The following is a 23,802-nucleotide window of genomic DNA, read 5'->3' on the forward strand; positions in this document are numbered from 1 at the left end:
ACACTTTCCCCATAGGAAGCCGCCGTGCCCGATTGCCGTCCTCCGCTTGCAACGCCGTCCCGTCCCCGCCATGCGCTGCCGCCCGGGGCATGCGATGCGCATTGCCATGTCTTCGGCCCGGCCGACGTATTCCCGTATGCCGAGGGCCGGTCGTATACGCCGCCGGACGCGCCGTATGCGGCCATGGCGGCGCTGCATGAACGCCTGGGCGTGGAGCGCGCGGTGGTGGTGCAGGCCAATTGCCACGGATCCGACCACCGGGCCTTGCTGCACGCGCTGGCCGCCAGCGGCGGCCGCTATCGCGGCGTGGCGCTGCTGGGCGCCGACGCTACCGAGCAGCAGGTTCGGCTGCTGCACGAGGGCGGCGTGCGCGCGGCGCGCTTCAATTTCGTACCCCACCTGGGCGGCGCGCCCGAGCCGGCGGTATTTGATCATGTGGTGGCGTTGATCGCGCCGCTGGGCTGGCACCTGTGCCTGCATCTGGACGGCGCGATGCTGCCCGATCTGTTACCGCGGCTGGCAACCTTGCCGGTGCCTTTCGTGGTGGACCACATGGGGCGGGTGAAGGCGGCCGATGGGCTGGATTCGCCGGCGATGCGCGCCTTGCTCGGCCTGGCCGAGGTGCCGCAAGCCTGGGTCAAGGTGTCCGGCATCGACCGCATCGCGTCCGGCCGCCGCCCGTTCGGGGAGGGCCTGCCTTTCGTGCGCGCCCTGGCGCAGGCCCTGCCCGGGCGCTGCCTGTGGGGCACGGACTGGCCGCATCCGAACGTCTCGGGGGACATGCCCGACGACGGCGAATTGGTCGATCTTTTTTTCCAGGCCTGCCCGGATGACGCGTTGCGCCGGCAGATCCTGGTGGACAACCCCGCGAGGCTGTACGGGTTCCGGTAGGTGGCAGTCCGCGCGGCGGCCGTCCGGCGGCGCGCGATCGATAAGAACATTCCATTCGACGAGGAGACATCATGTTCAAGAAAATTCTGTCGGCCGGCCTGCTGAGCCTGGCCGCCCTGGGAGCCGCCCGGGCCGAGGGGCCGGTGCGCCTCATCATCGCCTTTCCGCCGGGCGGGCCGGTGGACCTGGTGGGCCGGGTGCTGGCCGAGCAACTGGGCAAGGAGCTCAAGCAGCAGGTCATCGTGGAAAACAAGGCTGGGGCCAACGGCAATATCGCGGCGGCCTATGTGGCGAAGGCACCCGCCGACGGCTCGGTGCTGTTCCTGACCAGCGTGGGCGCGGTGGCGATCAGCCCGGCGCTGTACAAGGACCTGCCGTACGACCCCGCGCGCGACTTCGCGCCGGTCTCCAAGGTGGTGAACAACGCCACGGTATTCGTGGTGAACCCGTCCAACCCGGCGGCGGACGCGGCGGATTTCGTCAAGAAATCGCAGGCGGCCGCGCAATCGGTGGCGATTGGATCCTCGGGCATCGGCAGCATTCCGCACCTGACGCTGGAGATGTTCGCCGACGCCAGCAAGGCGAACGTGATGCACGTGCCGTATAAGGGCGCGGCGCCGGTCATCAATGACGTGATGGGCAATCAGGTGTCGGGCTTTTTCGGCGACGTGCCCGGCCTGATCGGCCACATCCAGGGCGGCAAGCTGAAGGCGCTGGGGATCGCGGCGGCCACGCGCCATCCGCTGCTGCCGGACGTCAAGACGCTGGCCGAGCAGGGCATTCCCGGCGTGGAGTCCAACAACTGGTACGGCATCGTGGCGCCGGCCGCCACGCCGCCGGCCACCATCGACAAGCTCAACCAGGCCGTGCGCGCCGCGCTGGGCGCCGAAAGCGTGCGCGCCCGCCTGGAGAAGTTCGGCGCCCAGGCTGCTCCCGGCAGCCCGCAGGAACTGGCGGCGCTGATTGCGTCCGACCGCGAAAAATGGACCGCGCTGATCCAGCGCAAGAACATCCGTCCGGAGTGATCCCATGAACGCAAGCCGAGTCGCGTCCGTCGTGCCGGGCACCCGCGGCGAACTGGCCGCGCTGGAGGCGCGCATCGCCGCCGCCCGCGGCCGCATTTCGCCGCTGTACCAGGTGCTGCTGAACAGTCCCGCCGTAGTCGAGGGCTGGGAGGCCATGTTGACCGCCATCCGCCAGAAGACGTCGCTGCCGCCGCGCCTGCGGGAGATGATCATCCTGCGCGTGGCTACCTTGAACCGCGCGCCCTATGAGTTCGAGGCGCACGTGCCGCATGCGCTGGCCGCCGGCATGCCCCAGGGGCTGGTCGATGCGCTGCGCGCCGGGCCGGCGCCGGCCGATGTCGAGGGACTCGAACCGGGCGAGGCCGACGTGCTGGCGCTGACCGACGCCATGACGCGCGACATCGAGGTGCCCGATGCGGTGTTTGCGCCGCTGCGGGCCCGCTACGATGATACGCAGCTGGTCGAACTGGCGGCGACCGTCGGGGCGTACAACATGGTGTCGCGCTTCCTCGTGGCGTTGCGCGTGGGGCATTGAAAGGAGATGACGGTGCAGGAAACGGTATTGCTGGTGTCGCTGGGCGAGCGCTTCGACGGGCCGCGCATGCGGGATCTCGCAGGGCGCCTGACGCAAGGATTGGCGGGCGTGAACGTGAAGGCGTTCGCGGCGCTGGATGTCGAGGACACCTATGTGTATGTGCAAGGGGCCGAGATGCTGTCCGAGGTTCGAGCCCGCCTGGCCGAGCTGACGCCGGGTGCCCGCGTCCGGGTGCTGCACCGGACCTTGGACCTGCCGGGCGCATCCGCCGGGCAGGATGCGCCCTGGCACTACATCGTCGAGACCGATGTGCTGCCCGAGGCCGAGGCCGACCTGAACGCCTGGTACGACCAGGAACACCTGCCCGGCCTGGCCTCCGTGCCGGGCACGGTGCGCGCGCTGCGCTATGAATGCCGCGACGAGTCGCCGCGCTATCTGGCCTGCTACGACCTGCAGACCCGGGAGACCTTCGGCAGCCCGCCGTGGCTGGCCGTGCGCGCCACCGACTGGAGCAGCCGCGTGCGGCCATCGTTTCGCAACACGAGCCGCACGATGTTCAAGCGCATCCTGTAGCGCCTGGCCCTGGCCCTGGCGCCCGCGCAGCCGCAGGCCGTGGCGGAGGCCATCGCGGCCTGGGGCGCGCTGCGCCGCAGCGGGCGCAGTCAAAAAAAACCTGGCCGTCGCGAGAGGGCCAGGTTTGCCGTGCCGCGCCGCCGAGCAACGCTCGACGGGGCAGGCGGTTTACTTCAGCTGGCCGAGCAGCAGGAATTCCATCAGGGCCTTCTGCACGTGCAGGCGGTTTTCGGCCTCGTCCCAGACGACGCTCTGCGGCCCGTCAATAACTTCGCCCGTGACTTCCTCGCCGCGGTGGGCGGGCAGGCAGTGCATGAACACGGCGTCGTCGGCGGCGGCCGCCATCATGTCGGCGTCGACGCACCAGTCGGCGAAAGCGGCGCGGCGCTCTTCGTTCTCGGCTTCATAGCCCATGCTGGTCCACACATCGGTGGTGACGAGGTGGGCGCCCTTGCAGGCTTCCATCGGGTCCTTGAACTGGCGCAGCACCTTGTCGGACGGCGTGCCGATGCGCGAGGCCTCGAGCTCGTAGCCGGCCGGCGTGGACACGTGCAGCGTGAACCCCAGCATTTCGGCGGCATGCAGCCAGGTGTAGGCCATGTTGTTGGCGTCGCCCACCCAGGCCACGGTCTTGCCGGCGATGGAGCCGCGGTGCTCGATGTAGGTGAAGATGTCCGCCAGGATCTGGCAGGGGTGGAATTCGTTGGTCAGGCCGTTGATCACGGGCACGCGCGAATGCGAGGCGAAGCGTTCGATGCGGGTCTGCTCGAACGTGCGGATCATGACGATGTCGACCATGCGCGAAATGACGCGCGCGGTATCTTCGATAGGCTCGGAGCGGCCCAGTTGCGAATCGTTAGAGGTCAGGTTGATGACCGAACCGCCCATCTGGTACATGCCGGCCTCGAACGACACGCGGGTGCGCGTGCTGGCCTTCTCGAACACCATGGCCAGCGTGCGGTCGTGCAGCGGCATGTGGGGTTCGTAGCGCTTGAACTTGTCCTTGATCAGCCGCGCGCGGTCCAGCACGTAGGCGATTTCGGCGGACGAGAAGTCCTTGAACTGCAGGAAGTGCCGCAACGGGCCGTTTTGAGTCGTGGGAGGAGTCATGGTGATGTCGCAGGTCATTGGGTCCGGCCAGGCTCGTGGCCCGGGCGGGGCGTTGATTATGGTTGTTCGGCCAGGAATTGACGGATGAGGGGAACCAGGATGGCGACGATCCGGTCGGCTTCTTCCCGGTTCAGGATCAGCGGCGGCAGCATGCGGATGACGCGGTCGCGCGTGACGTTGATGAGCAGGCCGGCTTCCATGGCGCGCATGGCCAGGATGCCGCAAGGGCGGGCCAGCTCGATGCCCAGCATCAGGCCGCGGCCGCGGATATCGGTGACGCCGGGCGTGCCGGCCAGTTCCCTGGCCAGCGCATCTTTCAGGTGGGCGCCCACGGCGTGGGCGTTGTCCAGCAGATTCTCGGATTCCAGCGCGTCCAGCACCGCGAGCCCGGCCGCGCAGACCAGGGGGCCGCCGCCGAAGGTGGTGCCGTGGCTGCCCGGGGTGAGGACGCCGGCGGCGGGGCCGGCGGCCAGCATGGCGCCGATCGGCACGCCGCCCGCCAGGCCCTTGGCCAGGGTCATCACGTCGGGCCGGATGTCCGCCCATTGATGGGCAAACCATTTGCCGGTACGGCCGATGCCGGACTGCACCTCGTCGATCATCAGCAGCCAGCCGCGCTCCGTGCACAGGCGGCGCAGTCCCTGGAGGTAAGCGATGTCGGAGGGACGGATGCCGCCCTCGCCCTGGAGCACCTCCAGTAGCACGGCAACCGTGCGCGGCTCGGCGTCTCCGGCGGCGCGCACGGCGTCCAGCTGGTTGTAGGGCACCTGGATGAAGCCCGAGGGCAGGGGTTCGAAGCCCTTGCGCGCCTTGTCGCTGCCCGTGGCCGCGAGCGTGGCCAGGGTGCGGCCATGCCAGGACGAGTCCATGGTGATGATGTGGGCGTGCTTGTTCCCCCGCTGGTAGGCGTAGTAGCGCGCCAGCTTGATCGCGGCCTCGTTGGCTTCGGAGCCGCTGTTGTTGAACGCGACCTCCTGCATGCCGGAGAGTTCGGTCAGGCGGGCAGCCAGAGCGGTCTGCTGCGGGACTTCGTAGATGTTCGAGGTATGGATGACGCGGGCGGCCTGCTCGCTGATGGCGGCCACCAGCTTCGGGTGGGCGTGGCCCAGGCAGGACACGCCGATCCCGGCCAACGCATCCAGGTACTTGCGGCCCTCGGCGTCCCAGAGCCAGACGCCCTGGCCGTGCGTGAACGACACCGGCAGCCGGGCATAGATATTGGCCAGAGGCGAGCTCATCGCGGATCCTCCTGGGGGTATGGCGGGTCGAGCCGGGGCAGGCTCGCAACCGGACCCTCTCGCAGGCGCGCTTCCCAGGGGAAAGCGCTGTTTGAAAGAGGGCAAAGGATCAATCATATACAATTCGCGGCGCAGGGCGCATGTTTGATCACGCCGAAGATCCGGCTTTCGTGAAAGGCGCGCTGTAGTGAAGAACTCATGGCAACTCGCGTCAGACAATTCGTAATTCATGGCGTTACCGAAAGCGGTAGCCGCTTCCGCCCCAGCGATTGGGCGGAAAGGCTCGCCGGCGTAATGGCACAGTTCCGGCCCGCCGGCTGTGCCGGTAACCACCTCACCTATTCGCCCTATGTGCTGCCCGTCGTGATCGACGGCGTGCGCGGGATCGTGGTCGATCTGCGTTTGCGCGACCTGGAACCGCTGGCGTACAAGTTCGTGGTGGATTTCGCCCGCGACAACAACCTCAAGACGGAAGAACGCGAAATCTAGGCCCCCAGAACCGAAAAGCGCCCCCGACCGGGCGCTTTTTCATTGTGGGGCCGGCCTGTGCGCGCCCGTTTCAGGTGCCGTAGCGGTCCAGGATCTTGCGGATGTCGCGCACGCCCGGGCCGCCGGCGGTCAGCAGCGCGCGGGCGGTAACGGCCTCCAGATGGTGCTCCAGCAAATGGAGCACGTGCTTTTCGTCGCGCGCGCGCAGGCCCGCGACGATCTCCCGGTGCTCGCTGACCGCGCATTCGCTGGAATGCGGGCGGCCGTAGAGGGCCAGGATCAGCGAGCAGCGCGACACGATTTCGTTCACGTAGCGCGCATACACCGCATTCCCCGACAGTTCGGCCATCAGGATATGGAATTCGCCCGAGAGGCGGATGGATTCGTTCGTGCTGTTGCGCTGGCGGGCTTCCTCTTCCTGGACTACGTGCTGCTCCAGCCGCGCCAGCCCGGCCTCGGTGATGTGCTGCAGCAGCCGGCGGGTTACGTCCCTTTCCAGGCAGCGGCGGGCCTCGAAGATGTCGTGCGCTTCTTCCAGGCTGGGGCGCGCCACCGCGGCCCCGCGGTTGGGCCGCAAATCCACCAGGCCTTCGCTGAACAGCCGCGTCAGCACGCCGCGGACGATGGTCCGGCTGACGCCGAAACGTTCGCCAATGATGTCCTCGGGTAGTTTGTCGCCCGGCAGGAGGGCCTGTTCGATGATGGCCCGCCTGAGATTTTTGTATACGATTTCATTGCGGCTGATGTCTTTCCTGGCGGGTGCATCTGCCGACGGCTCGGGGGACGTCATCTTTTTGTTGGCTCCTATGCCTGCGCGCTTTTCAGTGTGTAGGAATTGTCCGGCCATGGGCGCCGGCGCGCATTTTTCAGGGTGCTGGCAAGCATACTACAACGAAGGATAAGGGTTAGCGATAGCTTGCCGCAGTGGCTGTACGGGGTACATTGGGTGCATAAATCGTATACAAAAATTTATACAAAAAATTATGATCGCCTGAAAGATTGCTTTCATGTTTGTATACAAATTGTGAGGCTCAATCATGTCCGCAGTGCCCAAAGCCGCCGTCGCTCCTCTGCCTGCCGCCTCGCCCTGCCGGCTGCTAGTGGTTAACGGCAACACCACGTCGGAACTGACCGCCAGCCTGGCCGGCCAGGCCAGGACGTTCCTGGGCGACGCCGCCCACATCCATGCCGTCACCGCTGAGTTCGGCCCCGCCTACATCGCCAGCCGGGCGGAGGCGGCCATCGCCGCCCATGCCGTGCTCGACATCGTCGAGCGCGAGACCGCGCAGGCGAGCGTTCCGTTCGACGCCTGTCTGCTTGCCTGTTTCGGCGAGCCGGGCATCGGTGCGGTGCGCGAACGCCTGGGCGTGCCCGTCGTGGGGATGGCGGAGGCTTCCATCATGAGCGCCATGCAGCGCGGGGACCGCTACGCCATCGTCACGGTGGGGCGGCGCTGGCCGGGCATGCTGCGCGAGCAGATCCGCCAATTGGGCGTGGAATCGCGCTGCGCCGGCATCCTGGCCTTGCCGGGCAATGCGCTGGACTACGTTTCCCGTTCGCCCGAATCGGCGCTGCAGGTCAGCCTGGCCCTGGACGCCGCGGTGGAGCAGGGCGCGGACGTCGTCATCGTGGCCGGTGCGGCCTTGGCCGGCTACCTACCCAGCCTGCCGCGCCTGCCGGACGTTCCCATCATCGATTCCTACCGCGCCGCCCTGGCGCAGGTGCTGGCGCTGGCATCCCTGGAGCGGGCGCAGCGGCTGAGCCTCGTCTGCTGATCCGCACGGCAGGGCCGTTTTCCGTCTTATCCATCGCGCCGGGCCCGACCCCGGTGAGTTCAGACCGATACACAAGGGAGAGTTGCAGCCATGAAGACTTTGTTCAAATGGGCCGCCGGGGCCGTGATTGCACTATCGGCCGTGGCGGGGGCATCCGCCGCCAACACGCTGAAGTGGGGCGCCGCCCGCGACCTGGATTCGCTGGACCCGTATTCCTACGGCAGCACGTTCAACCTGGCGTTCCTGAACCATGTGTACGAAGCGCTGATCCGCTACGACGACAAGTTCAACATCACGCCCGCGCTGGCGGAGTCCTGGGAGGCGACCTCGTCCACGGTGCTGCGCTTTCGCCTGCGCAAGGGCGTGAAGTTCCACAACGGCGCGCCGTTCTCGGCGGATGACGTGGTGGCGTCGATGACGCGGGTGTCGGATGACGCGTCGCCGCTCAAAGGCAACCTGCCCGCCTTCAAGGCGGTACGCAAGGTGGACGATTACACGGTCGATATCGAGATGACGCATCCGTATCCGCTGATGCTGAACGACCTGACCAACATCTTCATCTTCAACCGCCAGTGGCTGGTCGACAATAACAGCCTGAAACCCACCGACGCCGCGAAGAAGATCGAAGGCTACGCGACGCACAACGCCAACGGGACCGGCCCGTTCAAGGTGGAGTCGTACCGTCCGGATACGCGCACCGTGCTGGTGGTGAACCCCGATTGGTGGGACAAGCCGCGCCACAACCTGGACCGCATCGAGTTCACGCCGATCGCCTCCGCGCCGACCCGGGTGGCGGCCCTGCTGTCGGGCGACATCAATTTCACCGAGAACGCGCCGCTGCAGGACCTGGACCGCCTGCGCGCGGCGCCCAACGTGAAGGTGCTGGCCAGCACAGAGCTGCGCACGCTGTACTTCGGCTTTAACCTCGGCGACAAACTGGTCGGCTCCAACGTTACCGGCAAGAATCCGCTGAAAGACCTGAAGGTGCGGCAGGCGCTCTACATGGCGCTGTCGCCCGACCTGCTCCAGAAGCGGGTGATGCGGGGGCTGTCGCGCACCACGGGCGCGCTGGTGGCGCCGTCCATCCCCGGCTACGACACCAAGCAGGAGCAACGCCTGCCCTTCGACGCCGCGGGCGCCAAGAAGCTGCTGGCCGAGGCCGGCTACCCCGAAGGGTTCACGGTGTCGCTGCTGTGCTCGAACGACATGTTCGTCAACGAGGAAGAGATCTGCCAGGCGGCGGCCTCCATGTGGGCGCGCATCGGCGTGAAGGCGACGCTGGCCAGCGGCCCGCGCTCGCTGCAGAACCCCAAGCGTTCGCGTGGCGAATTCGATATCACCATCCACGGCTGGGCCAACGAGCCGCAGATCGATGCCTTGTCCATCCTGCTGCAGGTGATGCACACGCGCACGGGCCCGGCCGGCGTCTTCAACTGGGGGCAGTGGGGCGACGCGGCGCTGGATGCGCGGATAGACGCGGCCGCCGCCGAGATGGACCGTCCCAAGCGCGTGCAGATGATGGAAGACGTGCTGCAGACCCTGCACGACGACGTGCGCTTCCTGCCGCTGCACCAGCAGCCCATGGCCTGGGCCGTGGGCGACAAGGTGGGCGAAGTGCTGCAGATGCCGGACAACAAGGCGCGCCTGTGGAACCTGCGCATGCAGTAATGCCGGCGATGCTTGCGTGGGCCGCCGCGGGCGGGGCGGCCCTGGGTCAGAAAGTGAATTCTAGGGGAGGCGCACATGCTGGCGTTCATAGTTAGACGGGTCTTCAACGCGGCTGGCGTCATGCTGGCGGTGGCGTTGCTGGCGTTCGCGATTTTCCGGTTCGTCGGCGACCCCGTCGACATGATGCTCAACGAGCAGGCGTCGCAGACGCAGCGCGACGAATTGCGCGAGCGCCTGGGGCTGAATGCGTCCGTGGGCATGCAGTTCGTGCATTTCGTGACCAACGCCGTGCAGGGCGAATTCGGCATTTCCTACCGCAACCAGCAGGACGTGTTCGCGCTGGTTGCCGAACGCTTTCCGGCCACCTTCGAACTGGTGCTGATGGCGACGCTGCTGTCGCTGGTGATCGGCGTGCCGCTGGGCGTGCTGACGGCCATCTACCGCAAGTCGCGCGTGGCGCAGGGGCTGCAATTCATCTCTATCCTGGGCATATCGCTGCCCAGCTTCGTGGTGGGGATCATGCTGATCCTGATCTTCTCGGTCCAGCTGGGGTGGCTGCCCGGTTTCGGACGCGGGGATACCGTCAAGATAGGCGGGTGGTCCACCGGCCTGCTCACGCCGTCGGGCCGCGCCGCGCTCGTGCTGCCGTCCATCACGCTGGCGCTGTTCCAGATCACGCTGATCATGCGGCTGGTGCGGGCGGAGATGCTAGAAACGCTGCGCACCGAGTTCATCAAGTTCGCCCGCGCGCGCGGCCTGCCCGACCGCGTGGTGCACTTCCGGCTCGCCCTGCGCAACTGCCTGATGCCCGTCATCACAGTGACGGGCATGCAGATCGGCAATCTGATCGCCTTCGCACTGATCACCGAAACGGTTTTCCAGTGGCCGGGGATGGGGCTGCTGTTCATTCAATCGGTCATGTTCGTGGACATTCCCGTCATGGCCGCCTATCTGGTGATCGTGTCCTTCATCTTCGTGGCGCTGAACACGCTGGTGGACATGATGTACGGCGTGGTGGACCCGCGCCTGCGCAGCCAGCACGTCAAGGGAGGCGCCAATGCTCACTAAACCTCTTGCAGCAGCCGGCCAGGGCCGGTTCGCCCGATTCCTGCAAAGCGACCTGTGGTGGAGCCTGCGGCAGGACTACGTGGCGATGGGGGCCGGTGCCGTGCTCGCCGTCGTGGTCCTGCTGGCGATTTTCGCGCCCTGGATCGCGCCGCAGAACCCCTATGACCTGGCCCAGCTGGACCTGCTGAACGCCGAGCTGCCGCCGGTCTGGGAAGCGGGTTCGGATCCGCAGTTCCTGCTGGGAACGGACACGCAGGGCCGCGACGTCTGGTCCGCCATCCTGTACGGCTCGCGCATGTCGCTGGTGATCGGGCTGGCCACGGTGGTGCTGTCGCTGGCGATCGGCCTGCTGGTCGGCCTGGCGGCCGGCTACTTCGGCGGCTGGGTCGACAACGCTTTGATGCGCCTGGGCGACACGCTGCTGAGCATTCCGACCATCCTGGTCGCGATCCTGGTGACCGCGGTGTTCCGCCAGCTGCTGCCGCCCGGCATGCGAGAAACCCTGTCGGCGGTGATCCTGATCCTGGCCATCTCCATGACCAACTGGGTGCAGTACGCCCGTACGGTGCGGGCCTCGGCCCTGGTGGAACGCGGCAAGGAATATGTGCAGGCGGCGCGCCTGATCCGGGTGGGGCCGCTGCGCATCATGCTGACGCACATCCTACCCAATACGCTGACGCCGGTCATGGTGACGGCCACCCTGAACCTGGGCCTGGCAATCCTGATCGAGGCCACGCTCAGCTTCCTGGGCGTGGGCATGCCGCCCACCGAGCCGTCGCTGGGCACGCTGATCCGCCTGGGCAACCAGTTCCTGTTTTCGGGGCAGTGGTGGGTGGTGGTGTTTCCCGCGCTGTACCTGAGCTTGATCGTGCTGGTGGTGAACCTGCTGGGCGACTGGCTGCGCGACGCCCTGAATCCCCGTTTGCGCTGAACGCGAACCGACAAGAGTAGAACCATGGAAAACGCAACGCTGTATACCCAAGTCCGCCCGGCGGGCGGCGAGATGACCTCGGTGCTGGTGCGCGACGGCCGCATCCAGACGCTGGGCGGACAGGCACCCGCCGGCGTGCAGGTGGTGGACGGAGGCGGCGCGCTGATGCTGCCGGGGCTGATCGATGCCCACGCGCACCTGGACAAGACCATGTACGGCATGCCCTGGTACCGCAACGATGTGGGTCCGCGCCTGATCGACAAGATCGAGAACGAACGCGCCGAGAAGAAGCGCCTGGGCATCGACCCGTACCGCCAATCGGCCCGCCAGCTGGTGATGTCGACCGGCGACGGCACCAGCCACATCCGCAGCCATGTGGACGTGGACACGGACATCGGGTTGGGGGCGATCGAAGGCGTGATGCGGGCGCGCGAACAGTACCGCGACCAGATCGATGTGGAGATCGTCGCGTTTCCGCAGAGCGGGCTGTTGATCCGGCCTGGCACGTTGGAACTGATGGACGAGGCCCTGCGCATGGGCGCGGAAGTGGTGGGCGGGCTGGACCCGGCCGGCATGGACCGCGATCCCAAGGGCCATCTGGACGCGATCTTCGGCTTGGCCGAGAAGCACGGCAAGCCCATCGACATCCATCTGCACGAGGCCGGCGAATTGGGTGCGTTCTCGATGCAGATGACCATAGACCGGGTGTTGGCGCTAGGCATGCAGGGCAAGGTCACGCTGTCGCATTCCTTCTGTCTGGGCATGCCCGACACGCAGGCGGTGCAGGCCTTGACGGAAGGCTTGCTGAAGGCGGGCGTGCACATCATGACCACGGGCTCGGCCTCGCGGCCGGTGCCTAGCGTGGCGAAGCTGCATGCGGCCGGCGTCACGGTCTGCACGGGCAATGACGGCATGCGCGATACCTGGGGCCCCTACGGCAAGCCTGACATGCTGGAGCGGACCATGCTGGTCGGCCTGCGCAACAACTTCCGCCGCGACGACGAGCTGGATCTGGCGCTGCACGTGGCCACCTATGGCAATGCGCAGGTCATGGGACTGTCCGACTATGGCCTCGCGCCGGGTTGTCGCGCCGACTTCGTGCTGGTAGACGCGGAGACGGTGGCCGAAGCCATTGTCTCGCGTCCGGTACGCAAGCTGGTCGTCAAGAGCGGGCGCGTGGTTGCGCGCGACGGCCGCGCGCTGGCGGAGGCGCCGTGATGAGCGCGCCGCAAGGTCCCATCCTGCTGACCGCCCGCTGGGTGGTGGGCCACGAGAATGGCCGCCATTGCCTGTACGAGAACGGCGAGGTGGTGTTCGAGGGCGATCGCATCGTCTACGTCGGCCATCGCTATCCGGGACAGGTGGCGCAGCGCCGCGACTACGGCCGGGCGCTGATCGGCCCCGGCTTCGTGGACCTGGACGCGCTGTCCGACCTGGACACGACCATCCTGGGCTTCGACAATTCGCCCGCCTGGAAGAAGGGCCGCATCTGGCCCGAGACCTATATGAAGCAGGGGCCGTACGAGATGTACACGGCGGCCGAACTGGCGTTCCAGAAGCGCTATGCCTTTGCCCAGCTGATACGCAACGGCATCACGACCGCGCTTCCGATCGCGTCGCTGTTCTACCGGGTGTGGGGCGAGACCCGCGACGAGTTCCTGTCGGCCGCCAACGCGGCCGGCGAGCTGGGCCTGCGCGTCTACCTGGGGCCGGCCTATCGCAGCGGCCATACCTATGTGGACGCGGGCGGCAAGATCCGCTGCCATTACGACGAGGCGCGCGGCATGGCGGGCCTGGCCGACGCGCTGGCTTTCTGCGACGAGATCGAAGGCCGGCACAACGGCCGCGTGCGCGCCATGCTGTCGCCCGACCGCATCGAAACCTGCACGCCGGCGCTGCTGCGCGCCTCCGCCGCCGCGGCTCGCGAGCGGAACATGCCGATCCGGCTGCATTGCTGCCAGTCGCGCCTGGAGTACGACCTGGTGCTGGAGCAGCACGGCATGAGCCCGCCGGAATGGCTGCAAAGCCTGGACTTCCTGTCGGAGCGCGCCTTGCTGCCGCACGGCACCTATGTATCGGGCTCGCGCCATATCGACCGGCCCGGGCGCGACCTGGAGATCATCCGCGACGCCGGCGCCAGCATCGTCCATTGCCCGCTGGTGTCGGGCCGTCACGGCGCCACGCTGGAATCGTTCGCGCGCTATCGCAAGCTGGGCGTGAACATCGGCATGGGCACTGACACCTGGCCGCCCGACATGGTGTTGAACATGCAGGTGGGGATGATGCTGTGCCGCGTGGCCGACGGCTCGACCGAAGCGGTCCGCTCCGAGGATTACTACGACGCCGCCACGGTGGGCGGGGCCGACGCGCTGGGCCGGCCAGACCTGGGCCGGCTGGCCGTGGGCGCCAAGGCCGACATCGTGGTGTTCGATTTTTCGCACGACCGCAACGGCCAGTTGATCGATCCGATACAGACCTTGATGGTGAGCGGCAGCGGGCGCGATGTGTCGCAGGTCGTGATCGACGGCCGCTTCGTCATGGTGGACGGCCGGATCCCGGGCTTCGACGCGCGCCTGGCACAGGAGCAGGCGCAGACGCAGTTCGACGGGCTGGTGGCCCGTTACCCCGACCGCACCTGGGGCCATCCGCCGGCCGAGCAGATTTTCTCCTCCAGCTATCCGCGTCCCGCAAGGAGCCCGTCATGATGGCCATCGTTCCCAACACCACACAGCCGCCGACCGCGGCCAGCGTTGCGCCGACCCTGTCCGTGCGCGGCCTGTCGGTGGAGTTTCCGACGCGCCACGGCGTCCTGGTCGCCACGCGCGACATCAGTTTCGATATCCACCCGGGCGAGATCCTGGGCATGGTGGGCGAATCCGGCGCCGGCAAGTCGTTGACCGGCATGGCGGTGATCGGCCTGCTGGAGCCGCCTGGCCGGCTGGGCGGCGGCGAGATCCATCTGGCGGGCCGGCGTATCGACAACCTGCCGCCCAAGGCGCGCCAGCGCCTGCGCGGCAAGGAGATCGGCGCGATCTTCCAGGATCCGCTGACCAGCCTGCATCCACTGTTCAGCGTGGGCGACCAACTGGTCGAGACGATCCGCCACCATGACAAGGTGACGGCGCAGGCGGCGCGCCAGCGGGCGCTGGAGCTGTTGCTGGCCGTGGGCATCCCGGCGGCGGACAAGCGAATCGACCACTATCCGCACCAGTTCTCCGGCGGCATGCGCCAGCGCGTGGTGATCGCGCTGGCCCTGGCGGCCCGCCCGGCGCTGATCATTGCCGACGAGCCCACTACGGCGCTGGACGTGTCGGTGCAGGCGCAGATCACGGCGCTGCTGCGCCGCCTGTGCCGCGAACAGGGCACCTCGGTGCTGCTGGTGACGCACGACATGGGCGTGATCGCTGAAACCGCCGACCGCGTGGCGGTGATGTACGCGGGCCGCATCGTCGAGATCGGACCTGTGCTGGACGTGTTGCGCCGGCCTGGCCACCCCTACACGCAGGGCCTGATGAACGCGATTCCCGGCCTGCGCCAGCGCGCGGCCCGGCTGAACCAGATCGACGGCGCCATGCCGCGCCTGCACGCCATGCCAGACGGCTGTGCGTTCCATCCGCGCTGCGCGATGGCCGGCCCGCGCTGCGGCCAGCAGCGCCCGCCGCTGGCCCCATCCCCGGCCGGCGCCACCGTCAGCGCCTGCTGGCTGCACCAAGGAGGAGTCGCTCATGCCGCGTAACGATGATGTGCTGCTGCGGGCCGATGACCTGGCCTGCTGGTTCGACGTTTCCCCGCCCTGGCTGGAGCGCACGCTGTCGCGCCAGCCAGGGCAGACTCTGAAGGCCGTGGACGGGGTGTCGCTGTCCGTGCCGCGCGGCGCTACGCTGAGCATCGTGGGCGAATCCGGCTGCGGCAAGTCTACGTTGGCCAAGCTGCTGGTGGGCCTGATGGCGCCGACGCGGGGAACCCTGCGCTATGGCCGCGACCGCAAGGGCGGGACGCTGCATCCGCAAATGATATTCCAGGACCCGTACGCCAGTTTGAACCCGCGCTGGCGCGTCGGCAATATCGTGGCCGAGCCCATTCTCACGCTGGGTCTGCGGGCCACGCCCGCCGACACCCGGCGCCGGGTGGACGAGCTGCTGGAACTGGTGGGCCTGTCGGCCAGCGATGCCGGCCGCTTTCCGCACGAGTTCTCCGGCGGTCAGCGCCAGCGCATCTCGATCGCGCGGGCGTTGGCGACGCAGGCCGAGTTCCTGGTGTGCGATGAACCGACCTCCGCCCTGGACGTGTCGGTGCAGGCGCAGATCCTGAACCTGATGGGCGACCTGCAGAAGGAGTTCGGGCTGACCTATGTGTTCATCAGCCACAACCTGTCGGTGGTGCGGCACGTGTCGGACAGCGTGGCGGTGATGTACCTGGGCCGCGTGGTCGAGCAGGCGCCGGCGGATCAGCTATTCGATGCGCCGCGGCATCCGTATACGCGGATGCTGCTGGATACGATTCCGGACCTGGACAATCCAAGACGGGACCGGGAGCCGATGGGGGGAGAAGTGCCGAATCCGATCCAGCCGCCGTCAGGGTGCACGTTCCATCCGCGATGTTCGATGGCGCGAGAGCAATGCAAGACGGAGGCGCCGGCGGCCGTCAGCGTCGGGGGAGGGCGGCAGGTTCGCTGCCATGCGGTGTCATGGGAGGCGGCTAAGGCGGCTTGATTTTCTGTCTGGTCGTGTTTTTTTGAGTTCTTAAGACGCCCGGCGCGGCGGTGGCGCGGGATGCGCGGGTCAACGATTGCGGTCCGGAGCCTTCGCTCCGGACTTCCCCTTCGTCATCTTCGTCGCCGCCTGCGGCGCCTCCTTCAGATTCCCTCGGGCTTATCGACTCCCCGCGCACCCCGCGCCACCGCCACACCGGGCTCCAAAAGCTGAAACATCCCGGCCAGCGGGGAGGGCAGGGTTCTTGAGGTTCTTGCCGCCGGTGGTGGGGCGGTGGAGCATCTTGCGGGGCCCGCTCCCGGCCGGCCGCGCGGGCGGCCTCTGGGAGCTTACGCGGTGTCTTGCGTCGTGGTGATGATGCCAGTGTCTGACACTGGCGTGCAGCGCGTCTCTGCCGTCTAGTGTCTGACACCCTTACGCGATGAGGGTACGGATTGAAAGGGGTCTTGCCGGGTGTCTGACACGCGGGGTGACTTTGCTGTGGGGGTGTCAGACACCCGGGAACATTTGCCCGAGTTTGAAGATTTGAGCGTAAGGGTGTCAGACACTTGGGCGCGCCGCGTCAAGGCCGGTGCCGGATGGGCGGCGCGCGCGGGTGGGCATGCGCAAGCTGTCGTTCGCCGCGCCGCCCATCACCGCCCCTCCAAAAAACAGACGAAGTCATCAGCAAACCAATGACCGAATTCGCGCCAGCGCACCCGCCGGCACGCTTCTAGGCATGTATGCCGATGTCGGCCGCCCGCGCGGCCGGCATCGGCGGGCACCGCAAGATTCGTCACTGAGCCCAGATCCAGCAGCGCATCAAGCCAAGACACACATAGCTCCTCGGCGCGAGCAGTCACGGCGCCCGCGACGAGGGGCGGCCTATGGAAGCGGGGCGCACCTATCAACTGCCAACTCAGTCACCCCAGCGCGGTCGCCGCCCCACAAGCTGATAAAAAATCACCAATGTAGTCAACAAAACCACATCAGCAATCAACTCCCTTTACTTCGCATAAACCAGATCACGCAACCCCAACGACAACCCCGGCCAATACGTGATCACGATCAAGCAAACAATCACCACCCCCACGAACGGAATCAACGGCTTGATCAGCCGCTCCAGCGGCAACTTGGCCACCGCGCATGCCGCGAACAGATTCACCCCGAACGGCGGCGTAATCATCCCCAGCGCCAGGTTCACCACCATGATGATCCCGAAGTGCACCGGCTCCACGCCGAACTTCAGCGCCACCGGCAGCAGCAAGGGGGCCAGCACCACGATGGACGCCGACGTCTCGATGAACATGCCGATCACGAACAGCGCCGCGTTCACGCCCATCAGGAAAGTTAACTTGGTGTCGAAGATCTGGGCCAGCCAGACGCCCAGCGCATCGGGAATGCCCGCGCGGTTGAGCAGGAAGCTGAAGATGCCGGCGTTGGCGATCACGAACATGATCACGGCGGTCGACACCACCGACTTGTGCAGCGTGTCGGACAGCTGCTTGAAGGTCAGGCGGCGGTAGATGAACTTGCCCACGAACACCGCGTACATGACCGCCACCACCGAGGCTTCGGTCGGCGTGAAGACGCCGCCATAGATGCCGCCCAGGATAATGACCGGCATCAGCAGCGCCAGCCAGGCGTTCTTGAAGGCGGGCCACAGCGGCAGGCGGCCTTCGCCGTCGCGCTTGCCCAGATTGTTGCGCTTGGCGTAGAGCCACACATAGAACATCAGCGCCACGCCGATCAGGATGCCGGGCATGACGCCGGCAATGAACAGTTCGCCGGTCGAGGTGTCGGTGGACACCGCGAACAGGATCATCGGAATGGACGGCGGGATGATCACGCCCAGCTCCGCCGCGCTGGCCTGCAGCGAGGCGGCGAAGGGCGCCGGATAGCCGTGCCGGACCATAGCCGGAATCAGGATGGCGCCGACGGCGAAGGTGGTCGCCACGCTGGATCCGGCCACGGCGGCGAAGATCATGCAGGTCAGCACGCAGGTGCAGGCCAGCCCGCCCTGGATGCCGCCCACCACGCTCTTGGCGAACTCCACCATGCGTTCGGAAATGCCGCCGGCCTCCATCAGGTTGCCGGCGAGGATGAAGAAGGGAATCGCGACGAGCGGGTACTTGTCCAGCGCGGCGAACAGCTGCTGGGCGACCACCAGCCAGGGCAGGCCGGCGGCGCCGACTCCCGCCAGGCTGGCCAGGCCGATCGACACTGCGACCGGCACGGACAGCCCGAAGAAAATCAGCATCGAGACAATCATGAGTTGTGACATGGCGATATCTGCTGCTTATGTTCTATGGGGGACTCAGCCTTGCGCGTCGTTGCGCACGGGCACGTCTTCTTCCTCGCCGGCGCACCAGCGGGCCAGCACGGCGATGGCGGCGAGCGTCGCGCCCACCGGAATGGCCAGGTAGATCCAGGAAATCGAGATGTCCAGGCTGGGCACGTTCTGGAAGCGCACGCGGTAGGTCATGTTGCCGCCGATCCAGGCCAGGAAGCCCAGGAAGCTGGCGCAGATCAGGCCAATGATGGCTTCGAGCACACGGCGGCGCGTGCCGCCGAGCAGGTTGCGCAGCAGTTCCACGCTGATCATGGCGCCGTGGCGGAACGCCAGCGCCACGCCCAGCAGCACGGTCCAGATCAGGAGGGCGCGGGTCAGCACCTCGCTCCAGTCGGCGGGCGAATGCAGCACGAAACGGGCAATGACTTGATAGAAGGCGGCGGCCGCGGCGGCCACCAGCAAGAGTTGGGCAAAGACGGAGACCAGCTTGAACAAGCCGCGGTCGAAGGCGCAGAGCAAACGCATGATGTATCCCGTTGGCGAGGTACGCGAAGGGTGGGGGACGAAAAACGGCGGGACCGCAATCCCGCCGCCAGGGGAAGCGCGCCCCGGGTAGGGGCGGACCCTGCTTACTTGGTGTCGCGGATCGACTCGATCAGCTTCTTGTCGAACTTCTTGTAGTACTCGGGGTAGGCGGGCTCGACGGCGGCGGCGAAGGCGGCGCGGTCCACCTCCGACACCTGCATGCCTTCCTTCTTCAGCTGCTCGACACCCGTCTTTTCGATGTTGTCCACGTAGGCGCGCATGGCCTGGGCGGATTCCTTGCCGGCGCGGTCGAAGTTGGCCTTGTCCGCCGCGGACAGGCCTTCGTAGACGTTGGCCGACATCAGCACCAGGGCCGGACCGTAGACGTGGCCGGTCAGGGACAGGTACTTCTGCATCTGCGACAGCTTGGCCGAGGTGATCACCGACAGCGGATTTTCCTGGCCGTCGATGGTGCCCTGCTGCAGGGCGGTGGCCACTTCCGGCCATGCCATGGGCGTGGGCAGGATGCCGATCTGGCGGAAAGCCGTGATGTGGATGGGGTTTTCCGTGGTGCGGATCTTCAGGCCCTTGGCATCGGCCGGGGTCTTTACCGGGCGCACGTTGTTGGTCAGGTGGCGGAAGCCCTGTTCGCCCCAGGCCAGGGCGACGATGCCGCGGCTGGGGAACTTGGCCAGCATGTCCTGGCCGATCTTGCTGTCCAGCACCTTGCGGGCGTGATCCAGGTCGCGCAGCAGGAAGGGAATATCGAAAACCCCGGTTTCGGGAACAAAATTGAGGGTGGCACCTGTCGAAACGATGGCCAGGTCGATGGTGCCGATCTGCAGGCCTTCGATCACCTCGCGCTCGCCGCCGAGCGCGCTGTTGGCGAATTGCTGTACCTTGTACTTGCCATTGGAGGAGGCCTCGATGGACTTCGCCAGGGCGTCGGCGCCGGCGCCATAGTGCGACGACGTGGACAGCGCGTAGGCCATCTTCAGGGTGGTCTGCGCCGCGCTGGGCAGGGAGGTTACGGCCGCGCAAGCGGCCAGAATCGTGGCGGCAAGCCAGGATTTACGCATTGTCTTCTCCAGGGTGTGAGTCTTTATTCATGGGTGGCACTGCCTCCCGCCCCGGGATGATATCGGGATTCGGCCCCGATCTTGGCCGTTGGTTAACATTGTGGAATGATGGATTTCCCTGATATGTCACGGGCCAAGCGCCCCGGTTTCTGGTCTGCCCTGCGCCTAGGTGCCAGGATGATGATGCGCGACGCCCGTGCCGGCGAGCTGCGGCTGCTGGTGCTGGCGCTGGTCGTGGCGGTGGCCGCGGTGACCAGCGTGGGCTTCCTGGCCGACCGGGTCAGCCGGGCGCTGGAGCGCGATGCGGGGCAAATGCTGGGCGCCGATCTGGTGCTGGACGCCGACGAGCCCGTGCCGCCAGCCTTCATGGATCAGGCCCGGGAGCGCGGCCTGACCGTGTCCAGCACCTGGCAGTTCCCGTCCATGGTGGGCGCGGGCGACGGCGCGCAGCTGGCCGCGCTGAAGGCCGTCGAGCCGGGCTATCCGCTGCGCGGCGCCCTGAGGGTGACGGACGCGCCGTTCGCGCCCGATGCCGCCACGCGCGACGTCCCGCCCGAGGGCGCCGTATGGGTGGACGCGCAACTGCTGTCCCTGCTGAACCTGAAGGTTGGCGACAGTCTGAACGTGGGCGACGCGCGCCTGCGCGTCGACCGGGTGATCACCTATGAACCCGACCGCGGCATGCAGTTCGTCAACGTGGCGCCGCGGGTGTTGCTGCGGGCCAGCGATCTGCCCGCCACCGGCCTGATCGCGCCAGGCAGCCGTATCGGCTACGCCCTGCTGGTCGCCGGCCAGCCCGACGCCGTGGCCGGCTACTCGGCCTGGCTCAAGCAGAACCTGAAGCGCGGCCAGAAAGTGGCCACGCTGGAATCCGGCCGCCCAGAGGTACGCCGCACCCTGGATCGCGCGCAGCGCTTCCTGTCGCTGGTCGCGCTGCTGGCCGTGCTGATATCGGCGGTGGCGGTGGCCCTGGCGGCCGGCCGCTACATGGCGCGCCATCGCGACGGCGTGGCGGTAATGCGCTGCCTGGGGGCGGTGCAGTCGCAGGTTTCGCGCATGCTGACGCTGGAATTCACTCTGGTGGGCCTGTTTTCTTCGGCCGCGGGCTGCCTGCTGGGCTACGCCGTGCACCAGGTGCTGGTCATGCTGCTGGGGGCGGTGATCGACACCACCTTGCCCGCCCCGTCGGCCATTCCGGCCCTGCAGGGGCTCCTGACGGGCCTGCTGCTATTGCTGGGTTTCGCCCTGCCTGCGCTGGCCCAGCTGCGCCATGTGCCGCCGGCCCGGGTGTTGCGGCGCGACGCGGACGCGCTGAGCGCGCGCAGCGCTTTCGGCTACATCCTGGGCGCCGCGGGCTTCGCCCTGCTGATCTGGTGGTTCGCCGGGGACGCGAAGCTGGGCTCCGTCGTGGCGGGCGGCTTCCTGGGCGCGTTCGCGGTATTCGCGCTGGTGGCCTGGCTGTGCATTCTGGGCCTGGCGCGCGTGCGCAGGCTGGCCGCGGGCCTGCCCGCGCTGCGTTTCGCGCTGGCGGGCGTGGTGCGCCGGCGCGCCGCCACCATCACCCAGGTGTGCGCGCTGGCGGTGGGCCTGATGGCGCTGCTGCTGTTGACCATGACCCGGACCGACCTGATCCAGGGTTGGCAGCGGACCTTGCCGCCCGATGCGCCCAACCGCTTTCTGATCAACGTGCAGCCCGACCAACGCCAGGCCGTAACCGACGCGCTCACCCGCGAGGGGCTGGGGCGCATCGCGCTGTCGCCCATGGTGCGCGGCCGGCTCATCGCCATCAACGGCAAGCCCGTCGGCCCGGACGACTACGAAGAACCCCGCGCCAAGCGGCTGGTCGACCGCGAGTTCAACCTGTCCTACGGAGACGAGATGCCCTCGTCCAACCGTATCGAGCAGGGCCGCTGGCTGGCGCCCGGCTCGGCGGAGGTATCGCTGGAGTCCGGCCTGGCCAAGACCCTGGGCCTCAAGCTCGGCGACAAGATGACGTTCGACGTGGCGGGCCAGCAGGTCGACGTGGCCGTGTCCGGCACCCGTCGGGTGGACTGGGATACGATGCAGGTCAATTTTTTCGCAATCCTGACCCCCGCCTCGCTGGCCGACATGCCCCAAAGCTGGATCACCTCGTTTTATCTGCCGCCCGAAAAGGCGGGGGTGCTGCCCGCGCTGGTGCGAGAATTCCCCAATCTGACGGTGTTCGACGTAGGCGCCATCCTGCAGCAATTGCAGTCCGTGCTCAACGAGGTGGGCCGCGCGGTGCAGCTCCTCTTCCTGTTCACGCTGGCGGCGGGCGTGCTGGTGCTGTCGGCGGCGCTGACCGCCACGCGCGACGAGCGCATGCGGGAAGCCGCGGTGCTGCGCGCCCTGGGCGCGACCCGCAGCCAGCTGGCCCGCTCGCAGCGCATCGAATTGTGGGCCGTGGGCGGCCTGGCGGGCCTGTTGGCCGCCGCGGGCGCCACGGCGATCGCTTGGGCTTTGTCAACCCAGGTCTTCGATTTCACGATTACGCTTAGCCTCTGGCCATGGCTGGCAGGCATCGGCGCGGGCATGCTCGGCGCCTGGGCGGGCGGCGCGCTCGCCTTGCGCGGGGTATTGCGCACGCCGCCCCTGGTCACCCTCCGAGAAACCTGATGACAACCCGCGTCCATTCCATTACCGAACCCGTGGAAAATTCCCGCAGCATTTTCGATCTACTCGGCGGCGAGCCCGGCGTGCGCGCCCTGGTCGACCGCTTCTATGACCTGATGGACATGGAGCCCGACCTGAAGGAACTGCGCGCCGCGCACGGCCCCAGCCTGGACGAGGCGCGCAACAAGCTGTTCTGGTTCCTGTGCGGCTACTTCGGCGGCCCGGACCACTATATTGAACGCTTCGGCCACCCGCGGCTGCGCGCAAGGCACCTGCCGTTCTCGATCGGCGAGATCGAGCGCGACCAGTGGGTGGCCTGCATCGGGCGCGCCATGGAAGACCAGGACATCGAGCCGGCCCTGGTTGACCGGCTGCTCGAGTCGTTCTACGGCGTGGCCGATTGGATGCGCAACCGTGAAGGCTGAGGGCGACATCCGGTCGGGCGCGCGGCGCCAGGCATGGTCCGGCCCGCTGGCCGGCGCCATGCTCAGCGACGCCTCGCGGCTGTCCGAGGCCGGGCCGGAATTGTTCAACCCCGGCCACTACGGCGACCGGGCCCGTCCGGTGGACGCCGGCGGGCGACAGGCCGCCTGGTTCGTCCAGGGCCAGGGCTGGCAGGGCGTGCTGCGGCGTTACCGCCGCGGCGGCATGATCGCCCGCGTCAGCCGCGATGCCTATCTGTGGAACGGCGAAGACCGCACCCGCAGTTTCCGCGAATACCGTCTGCTGGCCGCCATGCGCGCCCAGGGCCTGGCGGTGCCCGCGCCGCTGGCTGCCGCCTACTGGCGGCAAGGGCCGATCTACCGCGCCGCCATCGTGGTCGAGCGCATTCCCGGCGTCCGGCCCCTGGCGCAGGCGCTGGCGGAACCGCTCTGGCAGGCGACGGCCGAGGCCATCGTCCGCATGCACCGGGCAGGGGTGTGGCACGCCGACCTCAACGCGTTCAACATCCTGGTCGGCAACGACGGCCAGGTCTGGCTGATCGACTTCGACCGCGGCACGCAAGGCGCCTTGTCCGAGCGCCAGCGCCAGGCCAACCTGGAACGCTTGCGCCGTTCGCTGCGCAAGGTGGCGGGAGAGGACGGAGAACGTTTCTGGCTGCGCCTGCGCGACAGCTATTGGACGGCCTGGGGCGTCGGAATCCAACCCTGACGACCGCCGGGGCGCCGCGCGCGCGCCGCGGGGCCGTATTTGCGCCAACGCCCCCCAAAGTTGGGCAGGTCCTTGCTAAAAAGCTTTATCATTTCGCCTTTTGGTACTCCTGTCACATACGGCAT

The 23,802-nt window shown here is 67.4% G+C and carries 22 protein-coding genes; 16 read left to right on the forward strand and 6 right to left on the reverse strand.

Going from position 1 to position 23,802, the window contains the following annotated elements; all coding sequences use genetic code 11:
• The first annotated feature begins 24 nt into the window (after positions 1-24).
• From AGI3411_RS25415 to AGI3411_RS25430, 4 genes are all read left to right on the forward strand, one after another.
• The gene (locus AGI3411_RS25415; RefSeq protein ID WP_208748172.1) at positions 25-891 is read left to right on the forward strand and encodes an amidohydrolase family protein; all 867 of its coding nucleotides are present in this window, start codon (positions 25-27) and stop codon (positions 889-891) included.
• A gap of 71 nt (positions 892-962) precedes the next feature.
• Positions 963-1,916 (forward strand): Bug family tripartite tricarboxylate transporter substrate binding protein, encoded by a 954-nt coding sequence (locus tag AGI3411_RS25420; RefSeq protein ID WP_129530095.1) that lies wholly within the window; start codon positions 963-965, stop codon positions 1,914-1,916.
• Between the two features lie 4 nt (positions 1,917-1,920).
• The gene (locus tag AGI3411_RS25425) at positions 1,921-2,451 is read left to right on the forward strand and encodes a carboxymuconolactone decarboxylase family protein (protein ID WP_129530096.1); all 531 of its coding nucleotides are present in this window, start codon (positions 1,921-1,923) and stop codon (positions 2,449-2,451) included.
• A 12-nt stretch (positions 2,452-2,463) separates the two neighbouring features.
• A complete protein-coding gene (locus AGI3411_RS25430) occupies positions 2,464-3,024 on the forward strand; it encodes a DUF4286 family protein (RefSeq protein ID WP_129530149.1) in 561 nt (186 codons plus the stop codon).
• A gap of 168 nt (positions 3,025-3,192) precedes the next feature.
• On the opposite strand, the gene argF is transcribed toward AGI3411_RS25430, so the two are convergent.
• A complete protein-coding gene (gene argF / locus AGI3411_RS25435) occupies positions 3,193-4,134 on the reverse strand; it encodes an ornithine carbamoyltransferase (RefSeq protein WP_129530097.1) in 942 nt (313 codons plus the stop codon).
• Between the two features lie 56 nt (positions 4,135-4,190).
• Positions 4,191-5,372, reverse strand: coding sequence for an aspartate aminotransferase family protein (locus tag AGI3411_RS25440; protein WP_129530098.1), 1,182 nt, complete (start codon positions 5,370-5,372; stop codon positions 4,191-4,193).
• A 198-nt stretch (positions 5,373-5,570) separates the two neighbouring features.
• On the opposite strand from AGI3411_RS25440, the gene AGI3411_RS25445 reads away from it, so the two are divergent.
• Complete coding sequence (locus AGI3411_RS25445; RefSeq protein ID WP_013392635.1) at positions 5,571-5,861, forward strand: DUF3579 domain-containing protein; 291 nt, start codon at positions 5,571-5,573, stop codon at positions 5,859-5,861.
• Between the two features lie 70 nt (positions 5,862-5,931).
• Here AGI3411_RS25445 and AGI3411_RS25450 read toward each other — a convergent pair whose 3' ends face one another.
• Positions 5,932-6,651 carry a GntR family transcriptional regulator gene (locus tag AGI3411_RS25450; protein WP_129530099.1) on the reverse strand — a complete coding sequence of 240 codons (720 nt, stop codon included), beginning with the start codon at positions 6,649-6,651 and terminating at the stop codon, positions 5,932-5,934.
• 247 nt (positions 6,652-6,898) lie between these two features.
• On the opposite strand from AGI3411_RS25450, the gene AGI3411_RS25455 reads away from it, so the two are divergent.
• The 8 genes from AGI3411_RS25455 to AGI3411_RS25490 all read left to right on the forward strand — a co-directional run bounded on the left by AGI3411_RS25455 (position 6,899) and on the right by AGI3411_RS25490 (position 16,015).
• Positions 6,899-7,636, forward strand: a complete 738-nt coding sequence (locus AGI3411_RS25455) for an aspartate/glutamate racemase family protein (protein ID WP_129530100.1) — start codon at positions 6,899-6,901, stop codon at positions 7,634-7,636.
• A 90-nt stretch (positions 7,637-7,726) separates the two neighbouring features.
• The gene (locus tag AGI3411_RS25460; RefSeq protein ID WP_129530101.1) at positions 7,727-9,304 is read left to right on the forward strand and encodes an ABC transporter substrate-binding protein; all 1,578 of its coding nucleotides are present in this window, start codon (positions 7,727-7,729) and stop codon (positions 9,302-9,304) included.
• 75 nt (positions 9,305-9,379) lie between these two features.
• Positions 9,380-10,372, forward strand: coding sequence for an ABC transporter permease (locus tag AGI3411_RS25465; protein WP_129530102.1), 993 nt, complete (start codon positions 9,380-9,382; stop codon positions 10,370-10,372).
• Complete coding sequence (locus AGI3411_RS25470; protein WP_129530103.1) at positions 10,362-11,303, forward strand: ABC transporter permease; 942 nt, start codon at positions 10,362-10,364, stop codon at positions 11,301-11,303. Before AGI3411_RS25465 ends, AGI3411_RS25470 begins: the two co-directional genes overlap by 11 nt.
• A 24-nt stretch (positions 11,304-11,327) precedes the next feature.
• Entirely contained in the window at positions 11,328-12,521 is a 1,194-nt protein-coding gene (locus AGI3411_RS25475) for an amidohydrolase family protein (protein WP_129530104.1), read from the forward strand.
• A complete protein-coding gene (locus AGI3411_RS25480) occupies positions 12,521-14,008 on the forward strand; it encodes an amidohydrolase family protein (RefSeq protein WP_129530105.1) in 1,488 nt (495 codons plus the stop codon). Before AGI3411_RS25475 ends, AGI3411_RS25480 begins: the two co-directional genes overlap by 1 nt.
• Entirely contained in the window at positions 14,005-15,039 is a 1,035-nt protein-coding gene (locus AGI3411_RS25485) for an ABC transporter ATP-binding protein (protein ID WP_129530106.1), read from the forward strand. Before AGI3411_RS25480 ends, AGI3411_RS25485 begins: the two co-directional genes overlap by 4 nt.
• Positions 15,029-16,015, forward strand: coding sequence for an ABC transporter ATP-binding protein (locus AGI3411_RS25490; RefSeq protein ID WP_129530107.1), 987 nt, complete (start codon positions 15,029-15,031; stop codon positions 16,013-16,015). Before AGI3411_RS25485 ends, AGI3411_RS25490 begins: the two co-directional genes overlap by 11 nt.
• Before the next feature lie 985 nt (positions 16,016-17,000).
• Here AGI3411_RS25490 and AGI3411_RS25495 read toward each other — a convergent pair.
• From AGI3411_RS25495 to AGI3411_RS25505, 3 genes are all read right to left on the reverse strand, one after another.
• A complete protein-coding gene (locus AGI3411_RS25495; RefSeq protein ID WP_129530108.1) occupies positions 17,001-18,278 on the reverse strand; it encodes a TRAP transporter large permease in 1,278 nt (425 codons plus the stop codon).
• A 33-nt stretch (positions 18,279-18,311) separates the two neighbouring features.
• Positions 18,312-18,812, reverse strand: a complete 501-nt coding sequence (locus AGI3411_RS25500; protein ID WP_129530109.1) for a TRAP transporter small permease — start codon at positions 18,810-18,812, stop codon at positions 18,312-18,314.
• A gap of 104 nt (positions 18,813-18,916) precedes the next feature.
• Positions 18,917-19,891 (reverse strand): TRAP transporter substrate-binding protein, encoded by a 975-nt coding sequence (locus tag AGI3411_RS25505; protein WP_129530110.1) that lies wholly within the window; start codon positions 19,889-19,891, stop codon positions 18,917-18,919.
• 105 nt (positions 19,892-19,996) lie between these two features.
• Between AGI3411_RS25505 and AGI3411_RS25510 the strand changes: the two genes are divergently transcribed.
• The 3 genes from AGI3411_RS25510 to AGI3411_RS25520 are packed head-to-tail and all read left to right on the forward strand — an operon-like array spanning position 19,997 to position 23,677.
• Entirely contained in the window at positions 19,997-22,528 is a 2,532-nt protein-coding gene (locus AGI3411_RS25510) for an ABC transporter permease (protein WP_129530111.1), read from the forward strand.
• Entirely contained in the window at positions 22,528-22,950 is a 423-nt protein-coding gene (locus tag AGI3411_RS25515; RefSeq protein WP_165359272.1) for a group II truncated hemoglobin, read from the forward strand. Before AGI3411_RS25510 ends, AGI3411_RS25515 begins: the two co-directional genes overlap by 1 nt.
• Entirely contained in the window at positions 22,940-23,677 is a 738-nt protein-coding gene (locus tag AGI3411_RS25520; RefSeq protein WP_129530112.1) for a 3-deoxy-D-manno-octulosonic acid kinase, read from the forward strand. The genes AGI3411_RS25515 and AGI3411_RS25520 overlap by 11 nt, the downstream gene beginning before the upstream one ends.
• The last annotated feature ends 125 nt before the right edge of the window (positions 23,678-23,802 follow it).

This window comes from Achromobacter agilis (genome assembly GCF_900496965.1).
GTDB lineage: Bacteria > Pseudomonadota > Gammaproteobacteria > Burkholderiales > Burkholderiaceae_B > Achromobacter > Achromobacter agilis.

What these genes read in the sequence shown, in the direction of transcription:
- AGI3411_RS25420 (WP_129530095.1), top strand. Translation starts at nt 963, where the DNA reads ATGTTCAAGAAAATTCTGTCGGCCGGCCTGCTGAGCCTGGCCGCCCTG.
- AGI3411_RS25425 (WP_129530096.1), top strand. Translation starts at nt 1,921, where the DNA reads ATGAACGCAAGCCGAGTCGCGTCCGTCGTGCCGGGCACCCGCGGCGAA.
- argF (WP_129530097.1), bottom strand. Translation starts at nt 4,134, where the DNA reads ATGACTCCTCCCACGACTCAAAACGGCCCGTTGCGGCACTTCCTGCAG.
- AGI3411_RS25440 (WP_129530098.1), bottom strand. Translation starts at nt 5,372, where the DNA reads ATGAGCTCGCCTCTGGCCAATATCTATGCCCGGCTGCCGGTGTCGTTC.
- AGI3411_RS25445 (WP_013392635.1), top strand. Translation starts at nt 5,571, where the DNA reads ATGGCAACTCGCGTCAGACAATTCGTAATTCATGGCGTTACCGAAAGC.
- AGI3411_RS25450 (WP_129530099.1), bottom strand. Translation starts at nt 6,651, where the DNA reads ATGACGTCCCCCGAGCCGTCGGCAGATGCACCCGCCAGGAAAGACATC.
- AGI3411_RS25455 (WP_129530100.1), top strand. Translation starts at nt 6,899, where the DNA reads ATGTCCGCAGTGCCCAAAGCCGCCGTCGCTCCTCTGCCTGCCGCCTCG.
- AGI3411_RS25460 (WP_129530101.1), top strand. Translation starts at nt 7,727, where the DNA reads ATGAAGACTTTGTTCAAATGGGCCGCCGGGGCCGTGATTGCACTATCG.
- AGI3411_RS25465 (WP_129530102.1), top strand. Translation starts at nt 9,380, where the DNA reads ATGCTGGCGTTCATAGTTAGACGGGTCTTCAACGCGGCTGGCGTCATG.
- AGI3411_RS25470 (WP_129530103.1), top strand. Translation starts at nt 10,362, where the DNA reads ATGCTCACTAAACCTCTTGCAGCAGCCGGCCAGGGCCGGTTCGCCCGA.
- AGI3411_RS25475 (WP_129530104.1), top strand. Translation starts at nt 11,328, where the DNA reads ATGGAAAACGCAACGCTGTATACCCAAGTCCGCCCGGCGGGCGGCGAG.
- AGI3411_RS25480 (WP_129530105.1), top strand. Translation starts at nt 12,521, where the DNA reads ATGAGCGCGCCGCAAGGTCCCATCCTGCTGACCGCCCGCTGGGTGGTG.
- AGI3411_RS25485 (WP_129530106.1), top strand. Translation starts at nt 14,005, where the DNA reads ATGATGGCCATCGTTCCCAACACCACACAGCCGCCGACCGCGGCCAGC.
- AGI3411_RS25490 (WP_129530107.1), top strand. Translation starts at nt 15,029, where the DNA reads ATGCCGCGTAACGATGATGTGCTGCTGCGGGCCGATGACCTGGCCTGC.
- AGI3411_RS25495 (WP_129530108.1), bottom strand. Translation starts at nt 18,278, where the DNA reads ATGTCACAACTCATGATTGTCTCGATGCTGATTTTCTTCGGGCTGTCC.
- AGI3411_RS25500 (WP_129530109.1), bottom strand. Translation starts at nt 18,812, where the DNA reads ATGCGTTTGCTCTGCGCCTTCGACCGCGGCTTGTTCAAGCTGGTCTCC.
- AGI3411_RS25505 (WP_129530110.1), bottom strand. Translation starts at nt 19,891, where the DNA reads ATGCGTAAATCCTGGCTTGCCGCCACGATTCTGGCCGCTTGCGCGGCC.
- AGI3411_RS25510 (WP_129530111.1), top strand. Translation starts at nt 19,997, where the DNA reads ATGATGGATTTCCCTGATATGTCACGGGCCAAGCGCCCCGGTTTCTGG.
- AGI3411_RS25515 (WP_165359272.1), top strand. Translation starts at nt 22,528, where the DNA reads ATGACAACCCGCGTCCATTCCATTACCGAACCCGTGGAAAATTCCCGC.